The organism is Reyranella sp. GW821-FHT14A01 (genome assembly GCF_058803965.1).
The window spans coordinates 153,563-177,170 of record NZ_JBXAPM010000007.1 but is presented as its reverse complement, the minus strand read 5'-3'; the positions used below and the strand labels follow the sequence as shown (position 1 = coordinate 177,170).

Annotated in this window: 18 protein-coding genes; 8 read left to right on the top strand and 10 right to left on the bottom strand. The window is 64.9% G+C overall.

The genetic code is table 11. The features are described from left to right. Window positions 1-33: 33 nt before the first annotated feature. Window positions 34-1,407 (bottom strand): DUF1254 domain-containing protein, encoded by a 1,374-nt coding sequence (locus tag AC1ROX_RS14015; protein WP_493126527.1) that lies wholly within the window; start codon window positions 1,405-1,407, stop codon window positions 34-36. 150 nt (window positions 1,408-1,557) lie between these two features. On the opposite strand from AC1ROX_RS14015, the gene AC1ROX_RS14010 reads away from it, so the two are divergent. Further along, window positions 1,558-2,391: a sugar phosphate isomerase/epimerase family protein gene (locus AC1ROX_RS14010; RefSeq protein WP_493126525.1), complete on the top strand. Its 834-nt coding sequence runs from the start codon at window positions 1,558-1,560 to the stop codon at window positions 2,389-2,391. A 202-nt stretch (window positions 2,392-2,593) separates the two neighbouring features. Next, window positions 2,594-3,121 carry a hypothetical protein gene (locus AC1ROX_RS14005; protein WP_493126523.1) on the top strand — a complete coding sequence of 176 codons (528 nt, stop codon included), beginning with the start codon at window positions 2,594-2,596 and terminating at the stop codon, window positions 3,119-3,121. Here AC1ROX_RS14005 and AC1ROX_RS14000 read toward each other — a convergent pair. Continuing rightward, entirely contained in the window at window positions 3,118-4,218 is a 1,101-nt protein-coding gene (locus AC1ROX_RS14000) for an NAD(P)/FAD-dependent oxidoreductase (protein WP_493126521.1), read from the bottom strand. The genes AC1ROX_RS14005 and AC1ROX_RS14000 overlap by 4 nt on opposite strands. A gap of 41 nt (window positions 4,219-4,259) precedes the next feature. Next, window positions 4,260-5,081 (bottom strand): FTR1 family iron permease, encoded by an 822-nt coding sequence (locus tag AC1ROX_RS13995; protein ID WP_493126519.1) that lies wholly within the window; start codon window positions 5,079-5,081, stop codon window positions 4,260-4,262. 159 nt (window positions 5,082-5,240) lie between these two features. Between AC1ROX_RS13995 and AC1ROX_RS13990 the strand changes: the two genes are divergently transcribed. After that, a complete protein-coding gene (locus AC1ROX_RS13990; protein ID WP_493126517.1) occupies window positions 5,241-5,834 on the top strand; it encodes an energy transducer TonB family protein in 594 nt (197 codons plus the stop codon). On the opposite strand, the gene AC1ROX_RS13985 is transcribed toward AC1ROX_RS13990, so the two are convergent. Continuing rightward, a complete protein-coding gene (locus AC1ROX_RS13985; protein ID WP_493126515.1) occupies window positions 5,824-7,143 on the bottom strand; it encodes an ATP-binding protein in 1,320 nt (439 codons plus the stop codon). The genes AC1ROX_RS13990 and AC1ROX_RS13985 overlap by 11 nt on opposite strands. Continuing rightward, window positions 7,140-7,805: a response regulator transcription factor gene (locus AC1ROX_RS13980; protein WP_493126513.1), complete on the bottom strand. Its 666-nt coding sequence runs from the start codon at window positions 7,803-7,805 to the stop codon at window positions 7,140-7,142. The genes AC1ROX_RS13985 and AC1ROX_RS13980 overlap by 4 nt, the downstream gene beginning before the upstream one ends. A 102-nt stretch (window positions 7,806-7,907) precedes the next feature. Here AC1ROX_RS13980 and AC1ROX_RS13975 point away from each other — a divergent pair, with 102 nt between their 5' ends. Both AC1ROX_RS13975 and AC1ROX_RS13970 read left to right on the top strand, forming a co-directional pair. Further along, complete coding sequence (locus tag AC1ROX_RS13975; RefSeq protein ID WP_493126511.1) at window positions 7,908-9,560, top strand: hypothetical protein; 1,653 nt, start codon at window positions 7,908-7,910, stop codon at window positions 9,558-9,560. 107 nt (window positions 9,561-9,667) lie between these two features. Beyond that, window positions 9,668-10,354, top strand: coding sequence for a hypothetical protein (locus AC1ROX_RS13970; RefSeq protein ID WP_493126509.1), 687 nt, complete (start codon window positions 9,668-9,670; stop codon window positions 10,352-10,354). A gap of 103 nt (window positions 10,355-10,457) precedes the next feature. Here the strand turns inward: AC1ROX_RS13970 and AC1ROX_RS13965 are convergent, their stop codons facing one another. Together AC1ROX_RS13965 and ettA are read right to left on the bottom strand one after the other, a co-directional pair. Then, window positions 10,458-11,051, bottom strand: a complete 594-nt coding sequence (locus tag AC1ROX_RS13965; protein ID WP_493126507.1) for a hypothetical protein — start codon at window positions 11,049-11,051, stop codon at window positions 10,458-10,460. Window positions 11,052-11,068: 17 nt separating this feature from the next. Next, the gene (gene ettA / locus AC1ROX_RS13960) at window positions 11,069-12,745 is read right to left on the bottom strand and encodes an energy-dependent translational throttle protein EttA (protein WP_493126505.1); all 1,677 of its coding nucleotides are present in this window, start codon (window positions 12,743-12,745) and stop codon (window positions 11,069-11,071) included. 76 nt (window positions 12,746-12,821) lie between these two features. Between ettA and AC1ROX_RS13955 the strand changes: the two genes are divergently transcribed. Beyond that, window positions 12,822-16,268, top strand: coding sequence for an ATP-binding protein (locus AC1ROX_RS13955; RefSeq protein WP_493126503.1), 3,447 nt, complete (start codon window positions 12,822-12,824; stop codon window positions 16,266-16,268). Here AC1ROX_RS13955 and AC1ROX_RS13950 read toward each other — a convergent pair. Continuing rightward, window positions 16,258-16,905, bottom strand: coding sequence for a response regulator (locus AC1ROX_RS13950; RefSeq protein WP_493126501.1), 648 nt, complete (start codon window positions 16,903-16,905; stop codon window positions 16,258-16,260). The two genes, AC1ROX_RS13955 and AC1ROX_RS13950, sit on opposite strands and share 11 nt — an antisense overlap. 169 nt (window positions 16,906-17,074) lie before the next feature. Here AC1ROX_RS13950 and AC1ROX_RS13945 point away from each other — a divergent pair, with 169 nt between their 5' ends. Then, the gene (locus tag AC1ROX_RS13945) at window positions 17,075-18,742 is read left to right on the top strand and encodes an MFS transporter (protein WP_493126499.1); all 1,668 of its coding nucleotides are present in this window, start codon (window positions 17,075-17,077) and stop codon (window positions 18,740-18,742) included. A gap of 92 nt (window positions 18,743-18,834) precedes the next feature. Then, window positions 18,835-19,368 (top strand): inorganic diphosphatase, encoded by a 534-nt coding sequence (ppa, locus tag AC1ROX_RS13940; RefSeq protein WP_493126497.1) that lies wholly within the window; start codon window positions 18,835-18,837, stop codon window positions 19,366-19,368. A gap of 200 nt (window positions 19,369-19,568) precedes the next feature. On the opposite strand, the gene AC1ROX_RS13935 is transcribed toward ppa, so the two are convergent. Together AC1ROX_RS13935 and AC1ROX_RS13930 are read right to left on the bottom strand one after the other, a co-directional pair. Beyond that, window positions 19,569-20,621 carry a hypothetical protein gene (locus tag AC1ROX_RS13935; RefSeq protein WP_493126495.1) on the bottom strand — a complete coding sequence of 351 codons (1,053 nt, stop codon included), beginning with the start codon at window positions 20,619-20,621 and terminating at the stop codon, window positions 19,569-19,571. 17 nt (window positions 20,622-20,638) lie between these two features. Beyond that, window positions 20,639-23,608 (bottom strand): ATP-binding protein, encoded by a 2,970-nt coding sequence (locus AC1ROX_RS13930; protein WP_493126493.1) that lies wholly within the window; start codon window positions 23,606-23,608, stop codon window positions 20,639-20,641.

Here is a 23,608-nt window from a genome sequence, read left to right as displayed (position 1 = left end):
TCCGTCCTGAGCGTTCTCCCGACACGGCCATCGCTACGCGGGCCGCAGCGGCGGCAGTTTCCAGGAGCCGTTCAGGAGTTCCGGCTTGGGACCGTAGACACGGACGACCAAGCTGTAGGGACCGGTCGGCGCGGGAAGCCAGTTCGGCCGGGCGTCGGGCTCGGCCGGCGGTTCGTGGCTGACGGTGAGCGTGAGGGATCCGTCGGCGCCGTATTTTACGCCCTTGGTGCGATCGCCGATCGAATAGCGGTCGATGGCGTTGGCGTAGAGCTGGCGTTCGGGCAGGGTGTAGAGCGTGACCGACCAGAAGAAGTCGGCGGGCGGAAGCTTGCCGCTGTCGAAGCGGATGGTGGATCGTCTCGTGCCGACGCCGACATAGCCGCCGTACCAGGCTTCCTCGCGTGAGTTGCCGTAGAGGCCCAGGTTGGCGGCGACCGCGCGTTCGAGATAGTTGGGCCGGTGTGGATTGCGCGGGCCGAACAGGCCGTTGGAACTCGCGGTGGCATCCACCCTGTGTCGCAGTTCCCGCTGGCCCTCGCGAACGCCTTCGCCGATTGCGACCAGCAGCGCCGGATCGAAATTCCGCGGATCCCAACGTCCGCCGGGTGCGACGCCGATCAGGGCGAAGCGTTCGCGCAGGCCCACATCCGCGGGATGCGGTGGCACGGCGAACTGCAGCAGGAAATTCAGATAGTCGATGAAGTCGGTGGACGCTTGCTTGGTCTTGTCGGGAACGGGGAAGTCGATGACGGGCGCCGCTGGCGGTGCTTGCTGGTCGAGGAACGAGGAGAGTGGCTGCAGCTTCATTCCGGCCTGGATGGCGCGCACGTTGGCGACATCGTCAGGTCCGTTGAGAGCGGTGCGGGTGAGTGTACCGACGAGCTCGGTCTCGGCGTGGAAGACCTTCCTGATGCCGTGCGGCGTCTCACCCTGCCACCTGGGACCAGCGAACAGATAGCTCGCACCCTCGAAGCCGGTGGCGCGCACGCCGACATAGGCGAAGTTGTAGGTGAAAAGGTCGAACCACTGGCAGACGTAGTAGCGGTCCTTCGGAACCGTCGGCACGGTGAGCACGATCGGTTCGGCCCGCAGGTCGAGCCACGCCCACGAATAGGGCGTGTCGTTGTTGGGCGTGACGATGTCCTTGTTTGCCGGCGTGAAGGGCTCGGCATAGTGGCGATACTTGTTGAAGCCGCCGACATAGGCGGGCGACGTCGCGTCCACCGCCTGAAGGTACATCGTGTTGTAGTTCTCCATCATCGGATAGGCGTAGATCCATGCCCCCTTGGCGATGGCCGTCGCCTCGGCAAGGGTCGGCGTCGGGCGCGGCGGGATCTGGGCGTGGGCCATCGGCGTGAGGGCGAGAGTGCCGAGGCCTGCGAGCGTGGCGCGACGGGAAACACTCATCTGGACCTCCAGGTGCAGATGCCTGATTCTGCGCCGCTCGCTGCAGGCCGGCAACGATCATCTGGCGTAAGCTTGGCGTCAGGTACCTTACTTGGCGGAGGCTGCATCGCCTTCGCAGGCCACGGCAATGAACGAATGAGGAAGTCTCCGATGCATCACAAGTTCCGCGGTATCGCGCTCCATCTCTGGACCGTCGACACGACACCGTTCGAGGCAGCGCTTGCTGCGGCAAAGGAGGGCGGCTTCGATGCGGTCGAGCTGCGGCGCGTCGACTTCAAGCGCGCCGAGGAGCGCGGTCTGTCGAACACCGAGGTGCTGGGTCGGGTGAAAGCCAATGGCTTGCCGGTGAGCGCCGTTGGCTGCGAGTACGGTTGGACCTTTGCGGCGAAGGACGATCGCGAGCGGCTGTTCGCCTCGCTGGAAGAGGCCTGCGAGCGGGCGGTGACGCTCGATTGCGCGACGGTGATGAGCGGCATCGGTACGGGCACCGCGTCCATGGAAGAGGGCGTGGCGAACATCCGGCACGCCGGCGAGATCGTGGCGCGGCATGGTCTGCGGCTGGCGCTCGAATACCAGTTCCAGCATCCGATCGTGAGCCGCCTGGAAATCCTGCGCGAGCTGATCGCCAAGGCGGGGCAGAAGAGCGTCGGCCTGCTGCTCGATGCCTATCACCTGCAGCGCGGCGGCCGTCCCGGCCGCGGCTTCGAGGAGGTGCCGGGTTCCGAGATTTTCTATGTGCAGTACAGCGACGTGCCCGATGCGCCGCCCAATGCCGCGCCGCCGGTCGATCGTCTGGCGCCGGGCAAGGGCGTGGTGCGTTGGAGCGAGCTGTTCCAGGCGCTCGCCGCCAAGGGCTATGAGGGGTGGGTGAGCTACGAAGCACCCAATCCCGCACACTGGGCGCAGCCCGCCGTCGATGCCGCGCGCGAGGGTGCTGCGGCGACGCGGCGCGAACTGGAGGAAGCCCTGCGACCAGCGGCGTGATGGTGGCACATCGCGGGATGCGTTAGGCCTGCCAGCCATGGCGCAGAAGAAGAAGTCCCCGAGCAAACCCCGGAAGAGCGCCTCTTCCGGCTCGAAGCCCCCTCCTTCCGGCTCCAAGCCAAGGGCGCGCAAGAAGGCTGCACTGCCAGCGAGGCCTAGGCCACTGCCGCCGCCGACAACGACCCTGCAGCAGGAATTGCGCATGATGGCGCATAGCGGTGCGCAGTCGCTGCAGAGCCTGATCGTCTTCCTCGCCGTGCTGGTCGTGATCGCGGGCGCAGGGATCGGCGCCTGGTCTATTCGGCCTACGCCGAGTTACGCGTCGGAAGAGCAGAAGGCCGGCTCGCCGTTCGACGCGACCTTCACCGCGGAAAACACGAGCCCGTGGTTTGCGATGAAGGGACTGAAGTTCGCCTGCGTGCTCGACTACGTGCGCGCCTCGGGCCGCGAGCCGACCCTCATCGAGGCGACCGACGTGCGGTTTCCCGACGGATCGGCCGCGGAGCTGAAGCCGGGGGAGTCCGCGACCTTCAAGTGCCCCTTCCGCGCGCTGTTCGGCCTGCCGCCGTTCAACGAGGATTACAGCGTCGTCCACCGCTCCCAGATCTATTTCCGCGCCACCTACGACCTGCCCTTCATCGGCATGATCCGCCTCGGCGACAACAGCGCGCCCTTCGTCCTCAACACGCGGCTGCTGCCGCCACGGTGGACGAGCAAGCCGGAAAGCTAACGCAGCCCCGCAAAAGCTTTCAGCCGGCGCGGATCGAAATGCCTGAGCTGAACGTGACTGGTTGCCCCATCGAGAATCAGCTCGGCCATCGCCTCGCCCGTCGCGGGCGCGTTGAGCATGCCCCAGACGCTGTGGCCGGTCGCGATCCAGGCGCCGTCTACGCCTGGCACGGCGCCGATCAGCGGCAAGCCGTCGTCGGTGACGGGGCGGAAGCAGGCCTGGCGCGCCACGATGGGGGCGGCGGCGATCGCAGGCGAGACCTGCCGGCACAGCGCTTCGAGCCGCTCATGCGCGCCGTCGTCTCCCGCAACGTCGGCAGGATCGACCGGCAGCGCTGCGGTGCTCGACACGGCGCAGGCCCAGACCGTGCCGTCGGCGCGCGCGAAGATCTCGGGCGTCAGCGTCTCGCCGCCCGCTTCCTCGTATTCGAGAAACAGCGCCTCGGCGGGCACGGCATCGCCGGTCCGGAACACGAGACTGTGGCCCTTGAAGCCGTAGACCGCGGGCAGGGGCAGCCAGCGCGAGGCCAGGATCGACCAGGGCCCCATCGCGATCACCACGCCGTCGCCCTCGACGGTCTCGCCGCCCTCGAGCACGACGCCACGCGCTTCGCTTGCGGGGCCGCGCAGCAGGTCCACGACCGTCCCGTGGCGCAGCTCGGCGCCGTTGGCTTCGGCCGCGCGCATCAGTCCCGTCGTGAAGGCGCGCGGCTCGACCAGGGCCGTCGTCTGCGGCGAGCCGATCTGGCCGGTCAACGTGACGTCGGGCGACAGCCACGGACGTCCGGCGCGACCGTGCGTGTTTCGGCCCGCAGCGGCATGGCCTGCATAGGTTGAGAGCGTCCGGTAGCCCCACGGATTGCCCAGCTCTCCCGCGAGTTCGGCATGCAGCGCGAAGCTGCGCCGCGCCAGCCGGTCGAGCGCCGTGCCGCGGCACCAGTCGAAGGCCAGGAAGCCGCCGGACTTGCCGGACGCCGAGCCCGCGACCTCGTGGCGTTCGACGACGATCGGCCTGGCGCCGCGCCGGCTGAGGAAATAGGCGATGGCGGTGCCGATGGCGCCGCCGCCGCAGATAACGATGCGTCCCGGGTCTTTCATGCCCGCCGAGACTAGCGCGAAACGACCGGCGCTGCCCGGTGCTAGCGCCGGCTCCGGGCGCGGGTCCGTTCGACCGACAGCATCGCAATGACGATCGCGACGATCGTCACGGCGTAGGCCACGACCTGCAGGCCGGTAGGGCGCTGTAGGTAGCCGATGAGCGTGTGCAGGATCCGTCCGACGATGCTGTCCTGGCGCAGGACCTGCGACGTGTCCCACGCCTGTCCCGACCAGAAGGGTAGGTAGCCAGCCGACTGCATCAGCCCTACCGACTGTGCGGCCAGCCCGGCGGCGAGCAGGGTCATGAGCACGGAGATCACCTTGAAGACATGCTGTAGCGGGATCGTGCCCAGGCCGAGATAGAGCGCGCCGGCGATCGCCGCGCCATAGAGCACGCCGAGGCCGACGCCCGCCGCGACATCGAGGGTCGTGAGGTTCCCGGCGGCCACCGCGCCGTAGACGAAGAGGACGATCTCGAAGCCTTCGCGCAGGACCGTCACGCCGACCACCACCGCCAGCGCCTTCAGGGGCTTGCGACCCTCGGCGACGTCGCGGCCGACTTTCTTGATGGCGGCGGTCATCTGGTGGCCGTGCACGGACAGCCACACCACCGTCCAGGCGAGCATCACGACGGCGACGCTCAGGATGGCGGCGTCCAACAGGTGCTGGCCGGCCGTATCGAAGACGTCGCCGAGCTGGTCGGCGATGCCCGCCATGACCACGGCGCCCGCGATTCCTGCGGCGATGCCCGCGCCGATCCATCGGCCGCGGCCGGCGACCCCGCGGGTTGCCGCGAGGACAATGCCGACGACGAGGCCCACCTCCAGGACTTCCCGGAACACGATGACGAGGACCGCGATCATCGGCGGATTTACAACCTCCAGTATCTGCAATTGCGTATCGATTGCAACATAGGTTCGGGGTGTTCGGCGTGTCAATCCGCGGTCATCCGGAGCAAAGAATTGCCCGAGAATTAGCGCTCCCTAAATCAGTGCGGCGGCCGCTGTCGGATAATCGCCGGCATGTACGCTGCCCTCCGCTGGACCTTCAGCTTCGCCCTCGCCGTGGCGCTGCATGCCCTGGCGATCGGCATGCTGCTCGCCAAGGGCCACACGGAGGAAACCTCCCTGCCGCCGCTCCCGGCGATCCTGCTGGAACTCTCGCCGCTGCCGGTGGAAACGGAGATCGTGCCGGACCCCGAGAGGGCCGAGACGCAAGATCAACCGCCTCCCTCGGTGGACCCGGAAGGAACGGCACCGAACACGGCGGAGACCCCACCGACCTGCGATCCGCAGGCGGCCGACCCTGAGAAGCAGACGCAGACGACCCTGAAGGAATGGCAGGGCGCCCTGCAGCATCACCTGGATCGCTACAAGCGATACCCTGCGGAGGCGCAGCGGAAAGGGCAGCAAGGAACGCCCCACATCGTCTTCACGATGTGCCGCGACGGCCGCGTGCTGGAGGCGCACGTCCTTCAAACCTCTGGTTTCACTGCCCTTGATCAGGCGGGAATGGAGATGGTGCGCGGGGCAGAGCCTCTGCCGGGATTTCCGCAGGAGCAATCGGGCGACACGTTGAGCATCGTCGTGCCGGTGGAATTCTCGCTCAGGCGTTGATCAGCAGCACTTCAGCCGGGATGACGACCGAGGCCATCACACCGCCCGCGGGCCGGTTCGCGATCGCCAGGGTGAAGCGGTAGCGGTCGGCCGTCGCCTTGGCGATCGCGAGGCCGAGGCCCGTTCCCTCGATCTCCTGCAACGCCGCGCGGAAGAAGCGGTCGAAGATCCGCGGCAGGGCCTCGGCGGGAATCCCGCTGCCGCCGTTGACGACCTCGATCAGCCCGGACCCGTCGGGCGCGGCCCGCATCGAAATCTCCACGATTCCGGCATCGCCATAGCGGACAGCATTGTCGACGAGATTGGAGAAGAGGCTCGCGAGGTCGGTCTTCTCCGCCTTGACCCGAAGCTCGGCCGTGACGTTCAGGCTCAGTTCGATTCCCTTGCGGGAAGCGAACTGCACATGGCCGGCGACCACCTCCAGGAGCAGGCGATGCAGGTCGATTTCCGTCGACGGCGTCCGGTCCTTGCCTGCATCGAGCTCGGCCAGCTTCAGCAGTTGATTGCACAGCGCCCGTGCCCGGCCCGCCGCCAGGGACAAGTCGCCGACGATGTCGGCGACAGCCGCGCCCGGTGTCGACGATCGCTCGGCCAGCGTGTCGACGAGGATCTGGATCGCCGCCAGGGGCGTGCGAATCTCATGCGCGGCATCCGACACGAACTGCCGCTGCTGCATACCGGCGGCCCGCTGCCGTTGAAGCAGCTCGTTCATGGCGACGATGAGCGGTCTCACTTCGCTGGGCGCGATGTCGAGCGGCAGCAGCGCCGTGGGATCGCCACTGCGGTGCGCGAGGTTCGTGCTGGCCAGGTCGAGGCGCCTGAACAACCGCCCGAGGCCGAACACGAAGAAGCCCCAGGCGAGGGGGATCGCGGCGAGCAGGGGCAGCGCCGCGGCGAGCGCCAGATGCTCGGCCAGCGTGTCGCGCACCTTCTGGCGCTGCGCGACCTGGATGGTCTGTCCCTTGTCCATGGTCGTGAACACGCGCCAAGCGGTGTCGCCGACCGTGAGATCCGCGAAGCCCGGGGTGCCTTGCCGGGGAATGTCGGCACCGCCTGTTGCCCGCACCGGCTGGTTCCGCTCGTCCCAGATCTGCACGACGAACTCGTCCTCGGGATCCGGCTTGGGCACTCCGGGCGGCGGCGCGCGGGTGTCGCTGCCGACATGCAGGGCGATCTGGGCCAGCTGGCCGTCGAAAACGTGATTCGCCTCGTCCCGGCCCGCGAGGTAGGAGACGGTCGTGCTGATCACGGCGACGACGGCGAGGACCGAGACGATCCACCGGTAGGCCGTCCAGCGGACGGACGTCACGACGTCTCCCGGATCACCAGCCAGCCGGCGCCGCGCACGTTGCGGATGATCTCCCGGTCGAACTTGCGCCGGATGCCGTGGATCAGCACGTCCACGGCATTGCTCTCGATCTCTTCCCCGGCGATGTAGATCTCTCGCTCGATCGAATCGCGCGGCACGATCCTGCCGGCCTGCCGCACCAGCATCTGCAGCAGGGCGAACTCGCGCGCCGGCAGCCTCATGGACTTCTGCCGGTAGCTCACCAGATGGGTCGCGAGATCGATGGCAAGCTCGCCGGCCGCCAGGACGGACCGCCCGATTTTGTCATGGCGGCGCATGACCGCGCGGACCCGCGCCAGCAGTTCGCGCAGCTCGAAGGGCTTCACGATATAGTCGTCGGCGCCGAGGTCGAGCACGGCGACGCGGCTTTCGATCTCGCTCCGGGCGGTGACGACCAGCACGGGCGTGTCGATGTCCGTGGCCTGCATCGACCTCATCAGGTCGACCCCCGATCGCCCGGGCAGCCCGATATCGAGCAGCACGGCGGAATGGTCGCCGCGACGCCAGGCGGCCTCGCCGCGCTCGGCGTCGCGCGCCCATTCGACCTGGATCCCCTGCTCGTGAAGCGCACGGGAAAGCCCCTGGCCGATCATGGGATCGTCTTCGATGAGGAGGATACGCATCGCGGCTTCAGTCTAGATCATCCGGAAGAGGCGCGCGCCGGTGTTGCAGACCGCCCGCTCTGGGCGGCACCATGGGCCTCGAACCACAGCGGGGAGAAGGCCATGGACGACTATTACGATCTTGGCGCCTACAAGCGTACCGTCACGACCACGTCGCCGGAGGCGCAGACCTGGTTCGACCGCGGCCTCAACTGGCTCTACGGCTTCAACCATGCCGAGGCGATCAAATGCTTCGGCAAGGCGCTGGAGCACGATCCCGGCTGCGCCATGGCGCATTGGGGCATCTCCTACGCCGCCGGCCCGAACTACAATCTGCCCTGGCACCGCTACGATCCGGCAGGCAAGGCGCGGGCGCTCGAAGCCTCCTACGACGCCATGCAGGCAGCCCTTGCGGCCGCGCCCAACGCCTCGCCGGTCGAGCAGGCACTGATCCGCGCCCTGCCGGCGCGCTATCCGCAGCGCGAGGCGATCGAGGACCAGACGAGCTGGGACAAGGAATTCACCGTCGAGATGCGCAAGCTCTTCAAGGCCCATCCCGACGATCTCGACCTGCGCTCGGTCTTCGTCGAATCGATCATGAACGAGACGCCGTGGCAGATGTGGGATCTCAAGACCGGCAAGGCGACGCCGGGCGCCGGCACGGACGAGGCGGTCGAGGTGCTGGAGAGCGCCTTTCGCGACATGCCGGCGAGCTGGGACCATCCCGGCCTGCTGCACCTCTATGTCCACCTGATGGAGATGTCGCCCTTCCCGCAGCGGGCGTTGCGCGCGGGCGACCGGCTGCGCGACCTCGTGCCGGACTCCGGGCACCTGGTGCACATGCCGACCCATATCGACGTGCTGTGCGGCAACTATCGCGACGTCGTGGTCTACAACCAGAAAGCCGTCACGGTCGACCGCAAGTTCCTGGCTCGCGAGGGCGCGATGAACGTCTACTCGCTCTATCGCAGCCACGACCATCACTTCATCGTCTACGGCGCCATGTTCCTCGGCCAGTACACGCCGGCCCTCAAGGCGGCGCAGGAGCTGATCGACACCACGCCCGAGGAGCTGCTGCGCATTCCCTCGCCGCCGATGGCCGACTTCATCGAGGGCTATCTCTCGATGAAGCAGCATGTGCTGGTGCGTTTCGGCAAGTGGGAGGAGATCATCGCCCAGGAGCTGCCCCAGGACCCGGACCTCTACTGCGGGACCACGGCAATGACGCTCTACGCCAGGGGCGTGGCGCATTCGGTGCTGGGCCAGATCGAGAAGGCCGAGCAGGCGCGCGCCGACTTCCGCGCCGCCTGCGCGCGGGTGCCGGAGAGCCGGCGCCTGCACAACAACACGATGCGCGACCTGCTGGCGATCGGCGAGGAGATGCTGACCGGCGAGCTCGAATATCGCCGCGGCAACTTCGATCTCGCCTTCGCCCACCTGCGCCGCGCCGTCGAGCTCGACGATTCGCTGCCCTACGACGAGCCCTGGGGCTGGATGCAGCCGACCCGCCATGCGCTCGGCGCGCTGCTGCTGGAGCAGGGCCATCTCGCCGAGGCCGAGGCGGTCTATCGTGCCGACCTCGGCTTCGACGGCAAGACCAACCGCGCCTGCTGGCATCCCGAGAACGTCTGGAGCCTGCACGGCCTCCACGAATGCCTCGTCCGCCGCGGCGAGACGGTCGAGGCGCCGCTGATCAAGGCGCGTCTCGACTTGGCTTCTGCTCGGACGGAATTCCCTGTCCGCGCTTCATGTCTCTGCCGACGGGAAGCCGCTTAGATCGGGCGTCGCCTGGTCAGCAACAAACCGGCGAAAATCTCTTCGTCATTTCGCCGGGAGTGTCTAGGTTGGCGTCCCTGCATCGCCAGCCATCGCATCGGACACTCATGTATCTCAGGCTCATTGCCATCGTTCTCGCCGCTCTCGCGCTAAGCGGTTGCGAGGAGCCGCCGTTTCCGTACACGAAGATCCCGCTGGTGCCGGACGCCCGCGGCAAGGTGGGGAGCATCGAGGTCGTCGTCGCCCAGTTCCAGGCTCCTATCTATGCCTCGGCAATGCCGGCCCCCGGAACGAACCTGGCGACGGGCATCTCGAGCGGCTTGGGGAAGGGCCTGCTCATGGAGCGCGTCGACCTGGTCAATAAGGCCCTGGCAACGTTCAACTACGGGGATGACACGCTGCAGGCGACGCAGCAGGCCTTTGCTGGTGTCGACACCACCCGGATCCGCGTCTCGCCGAAAGTTGCCCGCTCCTCCCAGGAATGGGATGCCGCTCTCAATGCCTCGACAGCCGACGCTGTCCTCACTTTCTATATTCACTACTCACTCGGCGGCGAACAGCGCCCGTTGCAGTTCGTCGGTGCGTTGAATCTGCAGCCTAAGTCGGAAGCCCTCCTGCAGGCTCGCGCGCAAGCGAAGTCGCCGGACCAGGTGGTGATTTTCCGCAGTCACAAAACGCTCACCCGCTACTTCATGGGCGCGGATTCGCCCACGAGGGTGCGCAGCGAATTCGACGCGGCAGCGCGCGACCTCGCGGCATGGGCGGCGACCGAAGCCGGCGCGCTGGTTAAGTAGCGGTCACCGATTCGGCGCCGGCAGCATCCGCTGGATCATCGCGAACAGGAAGGCGGTTCATAAGCTTGAACGGCAGCGTGCCCGTTCACCGAGCCGCCGCCGATCACGGCGCGCCTGGATCTCGCGTCGGCGCGGCCGGAGATGCTGGTGCGGGCATCGTGTCTCTGCCGGCGGGAAGCTGCGTAGGCCGGGCGTCTGCCTTACGGCCGTCGAGCCCGTCCCTCAGTTGACTGGAACGGGATGTGTAGCGCGCTGACGCTGGCCATACCCGCTGTATCATCGCAAACAGGAAGGCCGTCGTGAGGCCAAACAGCAGCATGCCGTTCAGGGCTTCCAGCGCGCCCAGCATCTTCCATCTGTATTCGACATGGATATTGGTGTCGCCGTAAGTCGTGAGGGCGCCCAGCGAATAGAGCATCGCCGACCGGTTGTCGGCAATGGCGCCGGTCCACCGGTAGGCGATCGCCCAGATGGCGCCCTCGACGATGTGCAGCGCTGTGACCAGCGTCACTGCGAGCGCCATCACCCAGGAAAAGGTGATGGAGAAGTGGCGGCGGTGCTTCACGTGGTCGATCGCGTACTCCACCCGCGACGTGAACAGCGCCATGCACAGGACATGGATGACGCAGGTGAGGGCGGTCAAGGGGATACCCCATGCCCAGTCGACGCCCCACTCGACTTCCTGGAGCGGGTTCATGTGACCTCCGTGCGCCCCTAGCTGCGGACCAGCGGCTTGTACTTGATGCGGTGCGGCTGGTCGGCGTCGGTGCCGAGGCGGCGATGCCGGTCGAGCTCGTAATCCTGGTAGTTGCCCTCGAACCACTCGACATGGCTGTCGCCCTCGAAGGCCAGCATGTGGGTGGCGGTGCGGTCGAGGAACCAGCGATCATGCGAGATCACGACGGCGCAGCCGGCGAACTCGACCAGCGCCTCTTCGAGCGCGCGCAAGGTGTCGACGTCGAGATCGTTGGTCGGCTCGTCGAGCAGCAGCACGTTGGCGCCGCTCTTCAGCATCTTGGCGAGGTTCACCCTGTTGCGTTCGCCGCCCGAGAGCTGGCCGACCTTCTTCTGCTGGTCGGCGCCCTTGAAGTTGAACGAGCCGCAATAGGCGCGGCTGGAGATTTCCTTGCTGCCGAGCTTGATGATGTCGAGGCCGCCCGAAAGCTCCTCCCACACGCTCTTGTTGGGATCGAGCGTCTCGCGGCTCTGGTCGACATAGCCCAGCTTCACCGACGGGCCGACCGAGAAGGTGCCGCTGTCGGGCTTGTCCTGCCCGGTGATCATCTTGAACAGCGTCGTCTTGCCGGCGCCATTGGGGCCGATGACGCCGACGATGCCGCCCGGCGGCAGGTTGAAGGTGAGATTGTCGATCAGCAGCCGGTCGCCGAAGCCCTTGGAGATGCCCTCGGCGCGGATGACATGATCGCCGAGGCGCGGACCCGCGGGGATGACGATCTGCGCGCGGTCGAGCGTCTGCTGGCTGTCCTCGGCCACCATCTGCTCATAGGCCGCGATACGCGCCTTGCTCTTGGAGCGGCGGGCCGAGGGGCTGGTGCCCATCCATTCGAGTTCGCGCTGCATGGTGCGGCGGCGGGCGTCCGCGGTCTTCTCTTCCAGCTCGAGGCGCTTGTCCTTCTGCTTCAGCCAGGACGAGTAGTTGCCTTCCCACGGGATGCCGGCGCCGCGGTCGAGTTCGAGGATCCAGCCGGCAACGTTGTCGAGGAAGTAGCGATCGTGGGTCACCGCCACGACGGTGCCGGGGAACTCCGCGAGATGGCGCTCCAGCCAGGCGACCGACTCGGCGTCGAGATGGTTGGTCGGCTCGTCGAGCAGCAGCATGTCGGGCTTGCTAAGCAGCAGGCGGCACAGCGCCACGCGGCGCTTCTCGCCGCCCGAGAGCTTCTCGACATTGGCGTCGGACGGCGGGCAGCGCAGCGCGTCCATGGCGATCTCGACGGTGCGGCCGAGGTCCCAGCCGTTGCCGGCGTCGATCTTCTCCTGCAGCTCGGCCTGCTCGGCGATCAGCTTGTCCATGTCGGCGTCGGGGTCGGAGAAGGCGTTGGAGACCTCCTCGAAGCGCGCCAGCGCCTTCGCCATGTCGCCGGCGCCGTCCATGACGTTGCCCAGCACGTCCTTGGCAGGGTCGAGGCCCGGCTCCTGCTCCAGCAGGCCCACCTTCACGCCCTCGGCCGCCCAGGCCTCGCCGGTGAAATTGTCGTCGCGCCCCGCCATGACCTTGAGCAGGGTGGACTTGCCCGAGCCGTTGAGGCCGAGCACGCCGATCTTGGCGCCGGGCAGGAACGAGAGCCAGATGTCCTTCAGGACCTGCTTGCCGCCGGGAAAGGTCTTGTTCAGACCCTTCATCACGTAGATGTACTGGTAAGAAGCCATTCTGATTCCTTGGTGTGCGGAGCTTGTAGCGGCCCCGCCCAGACGGTTCAATGATGGCCGGGAGAAACGCGCACGCATGCTGGTCGAACCGGCTGTCCTGGCCCTGTCGCTGGCCTATCTGGGGCTGCTCTTTGCCGTCGCCTATTTCGGCGACCGGCATGCGCGTGACTGGTCGCGGAATTCGGTGGCGCCGGTGGTCTATGGCCTGTCGCTGGCCATCTACTGCACCTCCTGGACCTTCTATGGCGCGGTCGGGCGGGCGGCGACCTCGGGGATCGACTTCATCCTGATCTATACCGGGCCGGTCCTGGTCGTGACCCTGGGCTACCCGATTCTGCGCCGCATGGTGCGGCTGGCCAAGCAGCACAACGTCACCTCGATCGCCGACTTCCTGGCCTCGCGCTACGGCAAGAGCCGCGCCGTCGGCGTCACGGCGACGCTGTTCGCCACGGTGGGCGTGCTGCCCTACATCGCGCTGCAGCTCCAGGCCGTATCCTCGTCGTTCCGCACCATCGCCGCGCCCTCGCCCTGGGTCGGTGGCGCGCCGGGCGTGGTCCATGCCGATACCTCGCTGATCGTGGCGGCGCTGATGGCGCTGTTCACCATTCTCTTTGGCGTGCGCAACGTGCAGGCCTCCGAGCAGCATCGTGGCATGATGCTGGCCATCGCCTTCGAATCGGTGGTGAAGCTGCTGGCGCTGCTGGCGGTCGGGCCTTTCGTGGTGTGGTTCCTGTTCGACGGTCCGGTCGACATGGCGACGCGCCTGGCCGAGGCGCCGGCGCTGGCCGACCGGCTGACGCGCGAGGGCTCGCCGCTCACCTGGGTGGTGATGTCGCTGCTTTCGGGCATGGCCTTCCTCTGCCTGCCGCGCCAGTTCCACGTGGCCGTCGTCGAGCACGACCATCCGGCGAGCCTCAAGACGGCGCGCTGGCTGTTCCCGGCCTATCTCGTGCTGATCAATCTGTTCGTCATCCCGATCGCGGCGGCGGGGCTGCTGCTGCTCGGGCCGAATGTCAGTCCCGACCTCTACGTGCTGCAGCTGCCGCTGGTGAACGGCGCGAGCTGGCTGTCGGCCTTCGTCTTCATCGGCGGCCTGTCTGCGGCCACGTCGATGGTGATCGTGGCCTGCATGGCGCTGTCGGGCATGATCGGCAACGAGCTGCTGATGCCCTACCTGCTGCGTCGCCAGGCCGGGGTCGCGCGCGACATGGGCCCGCTGGTCGTGCTGGTACGCCGCGCCGCCGTCGTGCTGATCCTGATGGCGGGCTACGCCTACGAGCGCATCATCTCGGGCTACCTGCCGCTCGCCTCGATCGGGCTCATCTCCTTCTGCGCCGTCGCCAACTTCGCGCCTGGCCTCGTGCTCGGCCTCTACTGGCAGCGCGCCCATCGCTACGGCGTGGTGGCGGGCCTGGCCGGCGGCTTCGTCGTCTGGCTCTACGCCTTGCTGCTGCCGACCCTGCGCCAGGAAGCGGGCGCGGGGACGGAGGGGGGGCCGGTGGCGCCCTTCATGCACTGGCTGCCGGCGCCGCTGGCCGAACTCGATCCGGTGCTGCAGGGCTTCCTGGTCTGCCTCGCCGTCAACACGGCACTACTGGTCGGTGTGTCGTTGATGGTGCGGCCTGTCGGCCGCGACCGCGAGCAGGCGGACGCCTTCGTCCTGGGCGCCGAGCCCAAGCCGCCGACGCGGCGGACGCCGGCCGATGCGGCGCGCATCGAGGAGCTGCGGCAGCTGCTGGCGCGCTTCGTCGGCGTCGAGCGCGCGGCCCGCACCCTCTCGGGCGAACTGTCGCTGGCGACGGCGCTGGTCCGCACCGAGCGCATGCTGTCGGGAACGCTTGGCGCTGCCTCGGCGCGCATTATCGTGGCCGCTTCGGTGCGGCGCGGCCGGCTGCTGCCGCGCAGCGCCCGCGCCATCATCGACGAGGCGTCGGAGGCGATCCGCTACAATTACGAGATCCTGCGCAACACGCTCGACCATGTCGGCATGGGCATCGCCGCCTTCGACCGCGAGGGCCGGCTGGAAATCTTCAACGACCGCTTCACCGCGCTGCTGGCGCTCGACGACGATGCGGTGGCGGTCGGCGCCGCGCCGCAGGAGTTCGGCGCCACGCCCGATGTCATTGCGCTGCTGCGCCGGCCCGAGACGCCGCAGACGCACGAGATCGCCACGCGCGATGGCAGGGTGATCGAACTGCGTCTCGATCCGCTGCCCGGCGATGGTTTCGTCGCCACCTGCAACGATGTGACGGCACGGGTGCACACCGCCCAGGCGCTGCGCGACAGTGATGGCCAGCTGCGCCGCGCCGCCGAGACGCTGGAGCAGCGTGTCGTCGAGCGCACCGCCCAGCTCGAGGCCAGCCGCGCCGAGGCGGAGGCGGCCAATCTCGGCAAGACGCGCTTCATCGCGGCGGCAAGCCACGACCTGCTGCAGCCGCTGCACGCGGCGCGGCTGTTCACGGCGGCGATGATCGACCGCGACCCGCGCAACGATCTCGGCGGCAAGATCGATGCGAGCCTCGGCGCCGTCGAATCGCTGCTCGATGCTCTGCTCGACATCTCCAAGCTCGATGCCGGCGCCTTCAAGCCGGAGAAGCGGCCGTTCGCGCTGCAGCCGCTGTTCGAATCGCTGGCCACCGCCTTCGCGCCGACGGCGGCGCGGCGCGGCGTCGAGCTGGTGGTGGCGCCGACGCGGGCCTTCGTCGACACCGATCCCGCCTTCCTGCGCCGCATCCTGCAGAACCTGCTGTCGAACGCCCTGCGTTACGGTCGCGTCGAGGGAAGGCCGGCGCGGGTGTTGCTGGGCTGCCGACGCGTGACGACGGAAGAGGGCGGCGACTCGCTGCGCATCGAAGTGCGCGACAACGGGCCGGGCATCGCGCCCGACAAGCAGGCCGTGATCTTCGACGAGTTCGTGCGGCTGCAGCCCGAGGATGAGGGGCCGCGCGAGGAGCGGGGCCTGGGTCTCGGTCTTGCCATCGTCGATCGCATTGCGCGCATGCTCGACCTGCCGGTCGCGCTCGCCTCGGCGCCGGGCCGCGGCTCGACCTTCTCCATCACGGTGCCGCGCGTGGCGGCGGTCGCGGCCACGTCCGTTGCGCCGCCGGTGCAGCAGCCGTTGCCGTCGATCGAGGCCGAGAGCTTCGTGCTTTGCCTCGATAACGAGGCGCGGGTGCGCGAAGCGATGGCGGCGCTGCTGGGCGGCTGGGGCTGCAATGTCGCGACCGCCGCGACGCAGGCCGAGGCGCTGGACGCGGTAGCGCGCGCCGGCCGCTTGCCCGACCTCGTGCTGGCCGACCTGCATCTCGACGAGGGCGCGGACGGGCTCGAAGCCGTGATGGCGATGCGCGAAGCCTGGGGCCGCGCCGTTCCGGCTGCGCTGGTGACCGCCGACCGCGATCCGACCCTGCGCCTGCGGGCGCGGGCGCAACAGGTCGAACTGCTGCACAAGCCGGTGAAGCCGGCGTCGTTGCGTGCGCTGCTGCGGTTGAGGAGCTCGGCGGTGGGGCGGCTTACGGCCTGACCGCCTCCGCCGCCGGCAACGCCAGCCCGCGCGCCTCGATAACCGCCTGGGTGCGCGAGCGGACGCCGAGCTTGCGCAGGATCACCGTCACGTGCGCCTTCACCGTCGCTTCGCCGACGCTGAGCTTGTGCGCGATCTGCTTGTTCTGGTCGCCCTGCACCATCAGCGCCAGCACGCGCCATTGCTGCGGCGTGAGGTGCGCCGCGCGCTGGGCGAAGGTGTCGCCGGCCACCGCATCGGGCGGCGCGAAGATTTCGCCGTCGAGCACGGCGCGGACGATGCCCGCGATCTCTTCCAGGGAGGCGGACTTGTCGATATAGGCCGAGGCGCCGAACTCGTAGGCGCGCTGCACGGTCGAGGCGTCGCGCGCCGCCGACACGACGACGATGGGCACGGTGGGATGCTCGGCGCGCAGGCGGCCGAGGCCCGTGAGCCCGTCCATGCCCGGCATGTCGAGATCGAGCAGCACGGCATCGGTCTCGGGTTCGCGGTCCAGCACCGTCTTGGCCTGGTCCAAGGTGCCGGCCATGCCGAAGCGGGCGCCGGTGAAGGACTGTCCCAGTGCCGACGCCAAGGCATCGCGAACCATGGGATGGTCGTCGGCGATCAGGAAAGACAGGGCGGTTTCCCCGGACATCGATTGTTCTTTGCGCTTCTTCTCTGTTGCGGCGCGGTAGGAAATGCTGCGGCGCACTCTACGCAGCTTTGGACCTTGGTCGAATTGCAGCACACAGCGCGTGCGATTTACACAAGAATCAAGATGGGGTCCGTGTATGGGCACCCACGTAGCTTGGGGAGAAACGCTGATGGCCGTCGCTGGCACCGTAAACGATCGCGCGCGTCCGATGACGCGCGAGGAGAGGAAGGTCATCCTCGCCTCCTCGGTCGGCACCATTTTCGAGTGGTACGATTTCTATCTCGCGGGCGCGCTCGCCGCGAACATCGCCGCGAACTTCTTCACCGGCGTCAATCCGACGGCCGCGTTCATCTTCACCCTTCTGGGCTTCGCTGCGGGCTTCGCGGTCCGTCCGTTCGGCGCGCTGTTCTTCGGCAGCCTGGGTGACCTGATCGGCCGCAAGTACACCTTCCTCGTGACGATGACCTTGATGGGCATCGCGACCTTCGTGGTCGGCATCCTGCCGGGTTACGCCTCGATCGGCATCGCGGCGCCCATCCTGTTCATCGCCTGCCGCCTGCTCCAGGGCTTGGCGCTGGGCGGTGAGTATGGCGGTGCCGCGACTTATGTCGCCGAGCATGCGCCGCACGATCGACGCGGCTTCTACACCTCGTGGATCCAGACGACGGCGACCGTCGGCCTGTTCCTGTCGCTGCTCGTCGTCGTGGCGCTGCGTCTCGCGCTCACGCCCGAGCAGTTCGCGGCCTGGGGCTGGCGCGTGCCGTTCCTGCTGTCGATCTTCCTGCTGGCGGTGTCGATCTGGATCCGCCTGCAGCTCCAGGAGTCGCCGGCGTTCCAGCGCATGAAGGCCGAGGGCAAGGGTTCCAAGACCCCGCTGCGCGAGGCCTTCGGCGTCTGGAAGAACGCGAAGATCGCCCTCATCGCCCTGTTCGGCGGCACCGCCGGCCAGGCGGCGGTCTGGTACACGGGCCAGTTCTACGCCCTGTTCTTCCTCACCCAGACGCTGAAGCTCGACGCCACGACCTCGAACATCGTGATCGCGGTGTCGCTGGCCATCGGCACGCCGTTCTTCATCTTCTTCGGCTGGCTGTCGGACAAGATCGGCCGCAAGCCGATTATCCTCGCGGGCTGCGCGCTCGCCATGGTCACCTACTTCCCGCTGTTCCACGCCCTCACCAACGCGGTGAACCCGGCGCTGGAGCAGGCGATCCAGAAGTCGCCGGTCACGGTGATCGCCGACCCGAACGAGTGCTCGTTCCAGTTCAACCCGACGGGCACCGCCTCGTTCACCAGCTCGTGCGACATCGCCAAGTCGTTCCTCGCGCGCAATTCGGTGAACTACGCCAACCAGGCCGCTCCGGCCGGCACGCCGGCGCAGATCAAGATCGGCGACAAGGTCATCACGTCGTTCGACAAGGCGAAGGCGGGAGCGGACGGCGCTGCCAAGGAGCGGGCGTTCAACACCGAGGCGACCGCGGGGATCCGCGCCGCCGGCTACCCGGCCACGGCCGACCCGAAGCAGGTCAACATGACGATGGTCATCGTCATTCTGACCGTCCTGGTCATCTACGTGACGATGGTCTACGGCCCGATCGCGGCCCTGCTGGTCGAGCTCTTCCCGACCCGCATCCGCTACTCCGGCATGTCGCTGCCGTACCATATCGGCAACGGCTGGTTCGGCGGCTTCCTGCCCCCGACCGCCTTCGCCATCGTGGCGGCGACCGGCAACATCTACTCCGGCCTCTGGTACCCCATCGTGGTGGCCGGCATGACCCTGGTGATCGGCCTGCTCTTCATGCCGGAGACCAAGGACCGCGACATCTACGCCGAGGACTGACACGCAGTCTGCGGAAAGATAAAGACCGGCGGTCCCGCAAGGGCCGCCGGTTTCTTTTTGAGGTTTCGCCGGGCTTCGGTATGAAGTGCGGCATGAACCTCGATGCCATCCCCATCGGCAAGCTGCCGCCCGAAGACGTGAACGCCATCATCGAAGTGCCGATCGGCGGTGAGCCGATCAAGTACGAGATGGACAAGAAAGCCGGCACCCTGGTGGTCGACCGGTTCCTCTACACGCCCATGCGCTATCCCGGGAATTACGGGTTCGTGCCGCATACCCTGTCCGACGACGGCGATCCGATCGACGTGCTGGTGGCCAACACCCGTCCGATCATCGCCGGCGCGGTGATCAACGTGCGCCCGATCGGCGTGCTGCGCATGGAGGACGATGGCGGCGGCGACGAGAAGATCATCGCCGTGCCCTCGCCGAAGTTGACGCAGCGCTATGTGCACGTAAAGAACTACACCGACCTGCCAGAGATCACGCGCCACCAGATCGAGCACTTCTTCATCCACTACAAGGATCTCGAACCCGGCAAGTGGGTGAAGTTGCTGGGCTGGGGCGACGTCGACGAGGCCAAACGCCTCATCACCGAGGCGATCGAGCGGGCTAAGACGAAGCGCTGAGGCTCCGGCGCGGAGTTGGGAGGGTTTGGGAGAACCGCAAAGCGTCGCAATGTCTGGCGGGCAATGCTCGTTGCCTGCGCTTGCGGCCTGCCTGTCAAACTTCACCAAAGACACTGGCTGTGCATTTGATTAACGCTCGATACTTTAGGTGTTTACCTCTATGCCAGTTTGCGATGCGCAGCTGACAGCGCGCTTCGCCCTCAATTTAATGTAAGTAGTTCGTTCGCTGTTAGAAGCGTTGGATTTGCTTCCGCTACGCCGAGTTCGATGGCCCGACTCATCTGAAATATCTCTTTATGCCTGCGGTGGATACCCTGTAGTTCGGATTTGTATTTTTCGAGCAACTCAGCAGCCTCGGATGAAATTAGATCGTCGCACTGTGTCATTTGGCTATACGCTGCTGAGAGGAGGGTCTTGGCTTTTGTCCAATATTCGTCAGTTGGCTCAGCAGCTGCCTTCTTTGCTTCTTTGATAGCTTCGAAGAAGGGCAAAGTGCTGTCGGCGCCGCGCCGCTGACGCGCCATAAGGCTGTAAAGTACGAAATCGGCACTATCAAATCTGCGCTCACTGCCGTCTTCCTGCACTTGGAAGAGACGTTTATTCCTCACGCGCAGGGATCCTGCGTCGAGGCCGGGATCGGTCGATAGAACGAAATAGGATGACTGTAGGCCCGGATGTTCTTCCGCATCCATCTCGATGCGATGTCCAGCCAAGGCGTTCGTCTTCTTTAATCCGATGAGATTGCTGAAAGCCTGTGTAACTGTCCCGCCGATCTTGGTGAGCAACTTGACATCTGCAGGCGCACCGATTGCGCTCGAAATGCTTTCAACACATTGTAAAATACTCATTGCGTGGTTTTCGTGTTCCACTCGATACAGCAAAATGGTCAGCGAAATCTTGCCACCACGAAAAGGGTGCGGACCCATTACGGTCGTATCTTGGATGACTAGACCGAGTGGGATTGGCATCTCCGTTTTCTGCTTAATGAGATTGGGTCCCACCATAGCAGGCACGGTGAGCTTGTTTTCACCGTAAATAAAGTCGGCGAGCACGAGTACGGCTGGCAGGTTAGCCTGCCACAGAACGTTTGTATGCTTGAGAAAAAGCTCATTAATGGTGAATGTAAAATAGGCTTTATCTTGCTCGATTTCTGCACCAACAGATTCGCGCGGCGAACATTGAGAAAATGGGATCGCGTGTACTGTCGGTAACGGCTTTGAATTCCCCATGGCACTCTTTACGAAAGCTGCCACGGACTGCGCCCACGCCGTCATGGCTGCTTAGTGTCCGACTTAGGACAGGGATCGTTGAGGGTCATCCCGGCAAGAAATACCATTCGCTCATTATCGCGAGCCCAAGATGGTGCGAAGCTGTCTGCAATTTCACACATTTTCTTCTGAAGCTCGGTACCTTGCAAAAAGGGAGGTTGGTGAGCCAGATCCCAAATTCGTACCGTGCTGGACATTTGCGGAAATAGAGAGGTTGTTGCGATGAGAAAGCGGTTCGTTTTGTCGAACATGAGGCGCGCCTGTCCGAACGTTGCAGGCTGTGAGCCATCGAACAGTACTCGTATTGACTTCTCTTTCGAACTGCTGCCTTCCAGTAACAGTAGTCCACGTTCTATTGGCCAGGCAAAGCGCTGATTTTCTGAAGAGACGCTAGCAGCAATAATGGGCCGTTCGAAGGCGCCCCGAACAGGTATGTTGTGGGCGAAGCTTGGAATCTTGATTGGCTTCCAATCTCGCTGGTCATTATTTTCCGTTTCTACATAGGAGTTATCGAATATCAGGAGCTCTTTGGGGGTCGGGCGAAGTACAAGAAATCCTCCACTCCGCGAAAATCCCGCACCGGCCACATAGTCAGCCGGTCCGTCTTGACCGTCGAATCTTACTTCGACGGGCTTAAGTGTACGATCATGGAGGAGTGAACCGATTGTAGCTTTCAGGGCCGCGCTCTGATTGGCGGAGTAGTCGATTGAAGTTTGTCGCTCGATCGAAGCATAGAAGCTGGTTGTATAGGAAAGCGCCGGCCCCTGCCTCCAGCCGCCGCTCTGGTCCAGAGACCGTGATAGAATCACGGGCGCTTTCGCCCCATCGGCGAAATTGGCAGCGGTTAGCAAGCTAACCGTCCGGGCGCCACCAGTAAAAGCGCTTATCCGGATTCCGTCATTGGCCACTTCTGGCCAACCATAAGCGATTCCCTCCGTGGATCGATCCGCAGGATTCACGAAGCTTTTAGTGAGCCACCTGTTATTCTTCACGTAGTAGGCGAAGCCGGCCCAGAAGACAACTGGTCCCTCAACATCTGCAACAAAGCCAATTGACGGCTGTGTCGATGACTTCCCTTGATTACGCGGAGGTAGTCCCCAATTCTCTGATGCGCCGGTATAGATATCGAACACTCTTACAGGTGATGTTCGATCGTCCATTTTAAGAAGCGCAACCCGACGTCCGTCTGCATCAACACCGGATACGCTTGCACGAAGATTCGTCGTTGGCGCACCGGCGACTATTCTGTTGAGTTGCTTCTCCGCCTCTGCGGTGGAAATTAGCGATCCAAGGAAAGCTCGTTCGCTGAAATGGAGAGCAGCAAGCACCTGCCGTACCACATTATAGGTGGAAAGTTCCGATGGCGGCAGAGTGCCCTCAATGGATGCAATGTGATTCTCCATCGCCGTCGTCGCTTGCTCCAACACGCCGGCTGGTCGAAAATAACCGTAGTATAAGAAAAAGCCACCCAAGATGGCACAGGCTAAGGTTGGCAGTGCACCAATAAGAACCCTACGCTTTCGCTCACGGCGAATAGTGGCGGCGGCTCGCTCCTTCGCGGTTGGGATCCAGCTTGCCATGACAGCTGCAAGTGAATCATGGCTCAGACTGTATCGTTTCGATGTGTCGTCGGAAACCGATCTCAGAATTAGCCAATCCTCGCCTCCCAATTCGTCAAGGACTCGTTCCGCTACGTGTCTATGGATCTTTCGATCCCAAGCCATGTCGACGAGGTGGCTCTGCTCGAGAATGCGTGTCGTAGTAGCACCGCCTTCTGTGCGACCTACGAATTCGCATAGAATCTGATGCCAAGGCTCGATATCTGCGCCGCGTATAAACGCTCTGCCCATTCGGCCGACGACGGCAATAAGACGAGGATCTGTAGCTGCTTTCGCAATGGCAGATGCCAGCGCATCATCTATGTAGGCTTGAATTCTGCCCTCGACCTTGCCTAGATGGATGTAGTCATCGCGGTTGATCTCGCTTCGACGGCCCTTTAACACGACTTGCTCATGCAAACTCTTACACACAAGTTGCAACACAGGTAGCGTGCTGACTGACGTCGAATTGCGCTTAACCAAGTCGGATACTAGTGCCTCGAGTGCGTCCTCGGTAAACGAGAAACCATATTGATCATAAGGTGTGCCGAATCTTTCTATTGGCGTCTTCTCGGTAGGCCTCAAAATTACCCGCCGTATTTTCTCGCGATCCCGTATAGGGCTTAGCAGGAACGCCTCAGGGCCCATCGCGTCCTCGCCATAGACGTGACGCGCTGCAGGATCGACGCCGAAGGCCGCGACGAACTGACCATAGTATTCGGTCCTAAGCGCCACAACAACTTTTACGTCAAAGTTAAGGCTACAGAGCTCTCTGAGGAATTCGAAGAATGCGAAGCGCCTATTGAGCGGATCGTCTTCAGCAACGAGCGTCAGCACTTCCTCAGCTTGATCTACGGTAATTAAAAGTGTCCGCCCTGCTGAGCTGCTGTAGATTTGAAGCGCGCGAACAACCGCTGATACGAACTCTGTTCGATCGTCTTCAACCTTTACTTGCCTTAACTCCCGGAGCGCAGCAACTTTTGCATCGCTCGTCCCACTTAGGTTGTGCTCCGATGTATCTTCAAGCCATGCTTGGAGCTTCTCCCAGATCCTTAAGAGTGGATCTTCGGTACTCCTGACTAAATCGTAGGATCCGGTTGCTTTCTTTGGACATTCGAAGTGGCTCGTCTCGCGATCCAGTTCACGTAGCAGACCTGCGCGCAAGAATGACGATTTTCCAACGCCACTGAAGCCGTGCACCAGGAGTTGTCGCGTGCGTGGCAATCCCAGCAATACGGCGCACTCTGCGATTTCATCGTCCCGCTCAATGAAGAGACTAACTTCATTGGCTGTAAAATAAGCGAGACCCAAATAGGGGCGAGTGGGGAAACTCGCTGGTGCCTCGGATGGACTTAGAGAAATGGAATCAGGCAC

Bases quoted from the DNA above. Each gene is read 5' to 3' on its own strand.
- AC1ROX_RS13970 (WP_493126509.1), top strand. From the start codon at position 9,668: ATGTATCTCAGGCTCATTGCCATCGTTCTCGCCGCTCTCGCGCTAAGC.
- AC1ROX_RS13980 (WP_493126513.1), bottom strand. From the start codon at position 7,805: ATGCGTATCCTCCTCATCGAAGACGATCCCATGATCGGCCAGGGGCTT.
- AC1ROX_RS13995 (WP_493126519.1), bottom strand. From the start codon at position 5,081: ATGATCGCGGTCCTCGTCATCGTGTTCCGGGAAGTCCTGGAGGTGGGC.
- AC1ROX_RS14015 (WP_493126527.1), bottom strand. From the start codon at position 1,407: ATGAGTGTTTCCCGTCGCGCCACGCTCGCAGGCCTCGGCACTCTCGCC.
- AC1ROX_RS14005 (WP_493126523.1), top strand. From the start codon at position 2,594: ATGATGGCGCATAGCGGTGCGCAGTCGCTGCAGAGCCTGATCGTCTTC.
- AC1ROX_RS13955 (WP_493126503.1), top strand. From the start codon at position 12,822: ATGCTGGTCGAACCGGCTGTCCTGGCCCTGTCGCTGGCCTATCTGGGG.
- AC1ROX_RS14010 (WP_493126525.1), top strand. From the start codon at position 1,558: ATGCATCACAAGTTCCGCGGTATCGCGCTCCATCTCTGGACCGTCGAC.
- AC1ROX_RS13975 (WP_493126511.1), top strand. From the start codon at position 7,908: ATGGACGACTATTACGATCTTGGCGCCTACAAGCGTACCGTCACGACC.
- AC1ROX_RS13965 (WP_493126507.1), bottom strand. From the start codon at position 11,051: ATGAACCCGCTCCAGGAAGTCGAGTGGGGCGTCGACTGGGCATGGGGT.
- ettA (WP_493126505.1), bottom strand. From the start codon at position 12,745: ATGGCTTCTTACCAGTACATCTACGTGATGAAGGGTCTGAACAAGACC.
- AC1ROX_RS13990 (WP_493126517.1), top strand. From the start codon at position 5,241: ATGTACGCTGCCCTCCGCTGGACCTTCAGCTTCGCCCTCGCCGTGGCG.
- AC1ROX_RS14000 (WP_493126521.1), bottom strand. From the start codon at position 4,218: ATGAAAGACCCGGGACGCATCGTTATCTGCGGCGGCGGCGCCATCGGC.
- ppa (WP_493126497.1), top strand. From the start codon at position 18,835: ATGAACCTCGATGCCATCCCCATCGGCAAGCTGCCGCCCGAAGACGTG.
- AC1ROX_RS13950 (WP_493126501.1), bottom strand. From the start codon at position 16,905: ATGTCCGGGGAAACCGCCCTGTCTTTCCTGATCGCCGACGACCATCCC.
- AC1ROX_RS13945 (WP_493126499.1), top strand. From the start codon at position 17,075: ATGGCCGTCGCTGGCACCGTAAACGATCGCGCGCGTCCGATGACGCGC.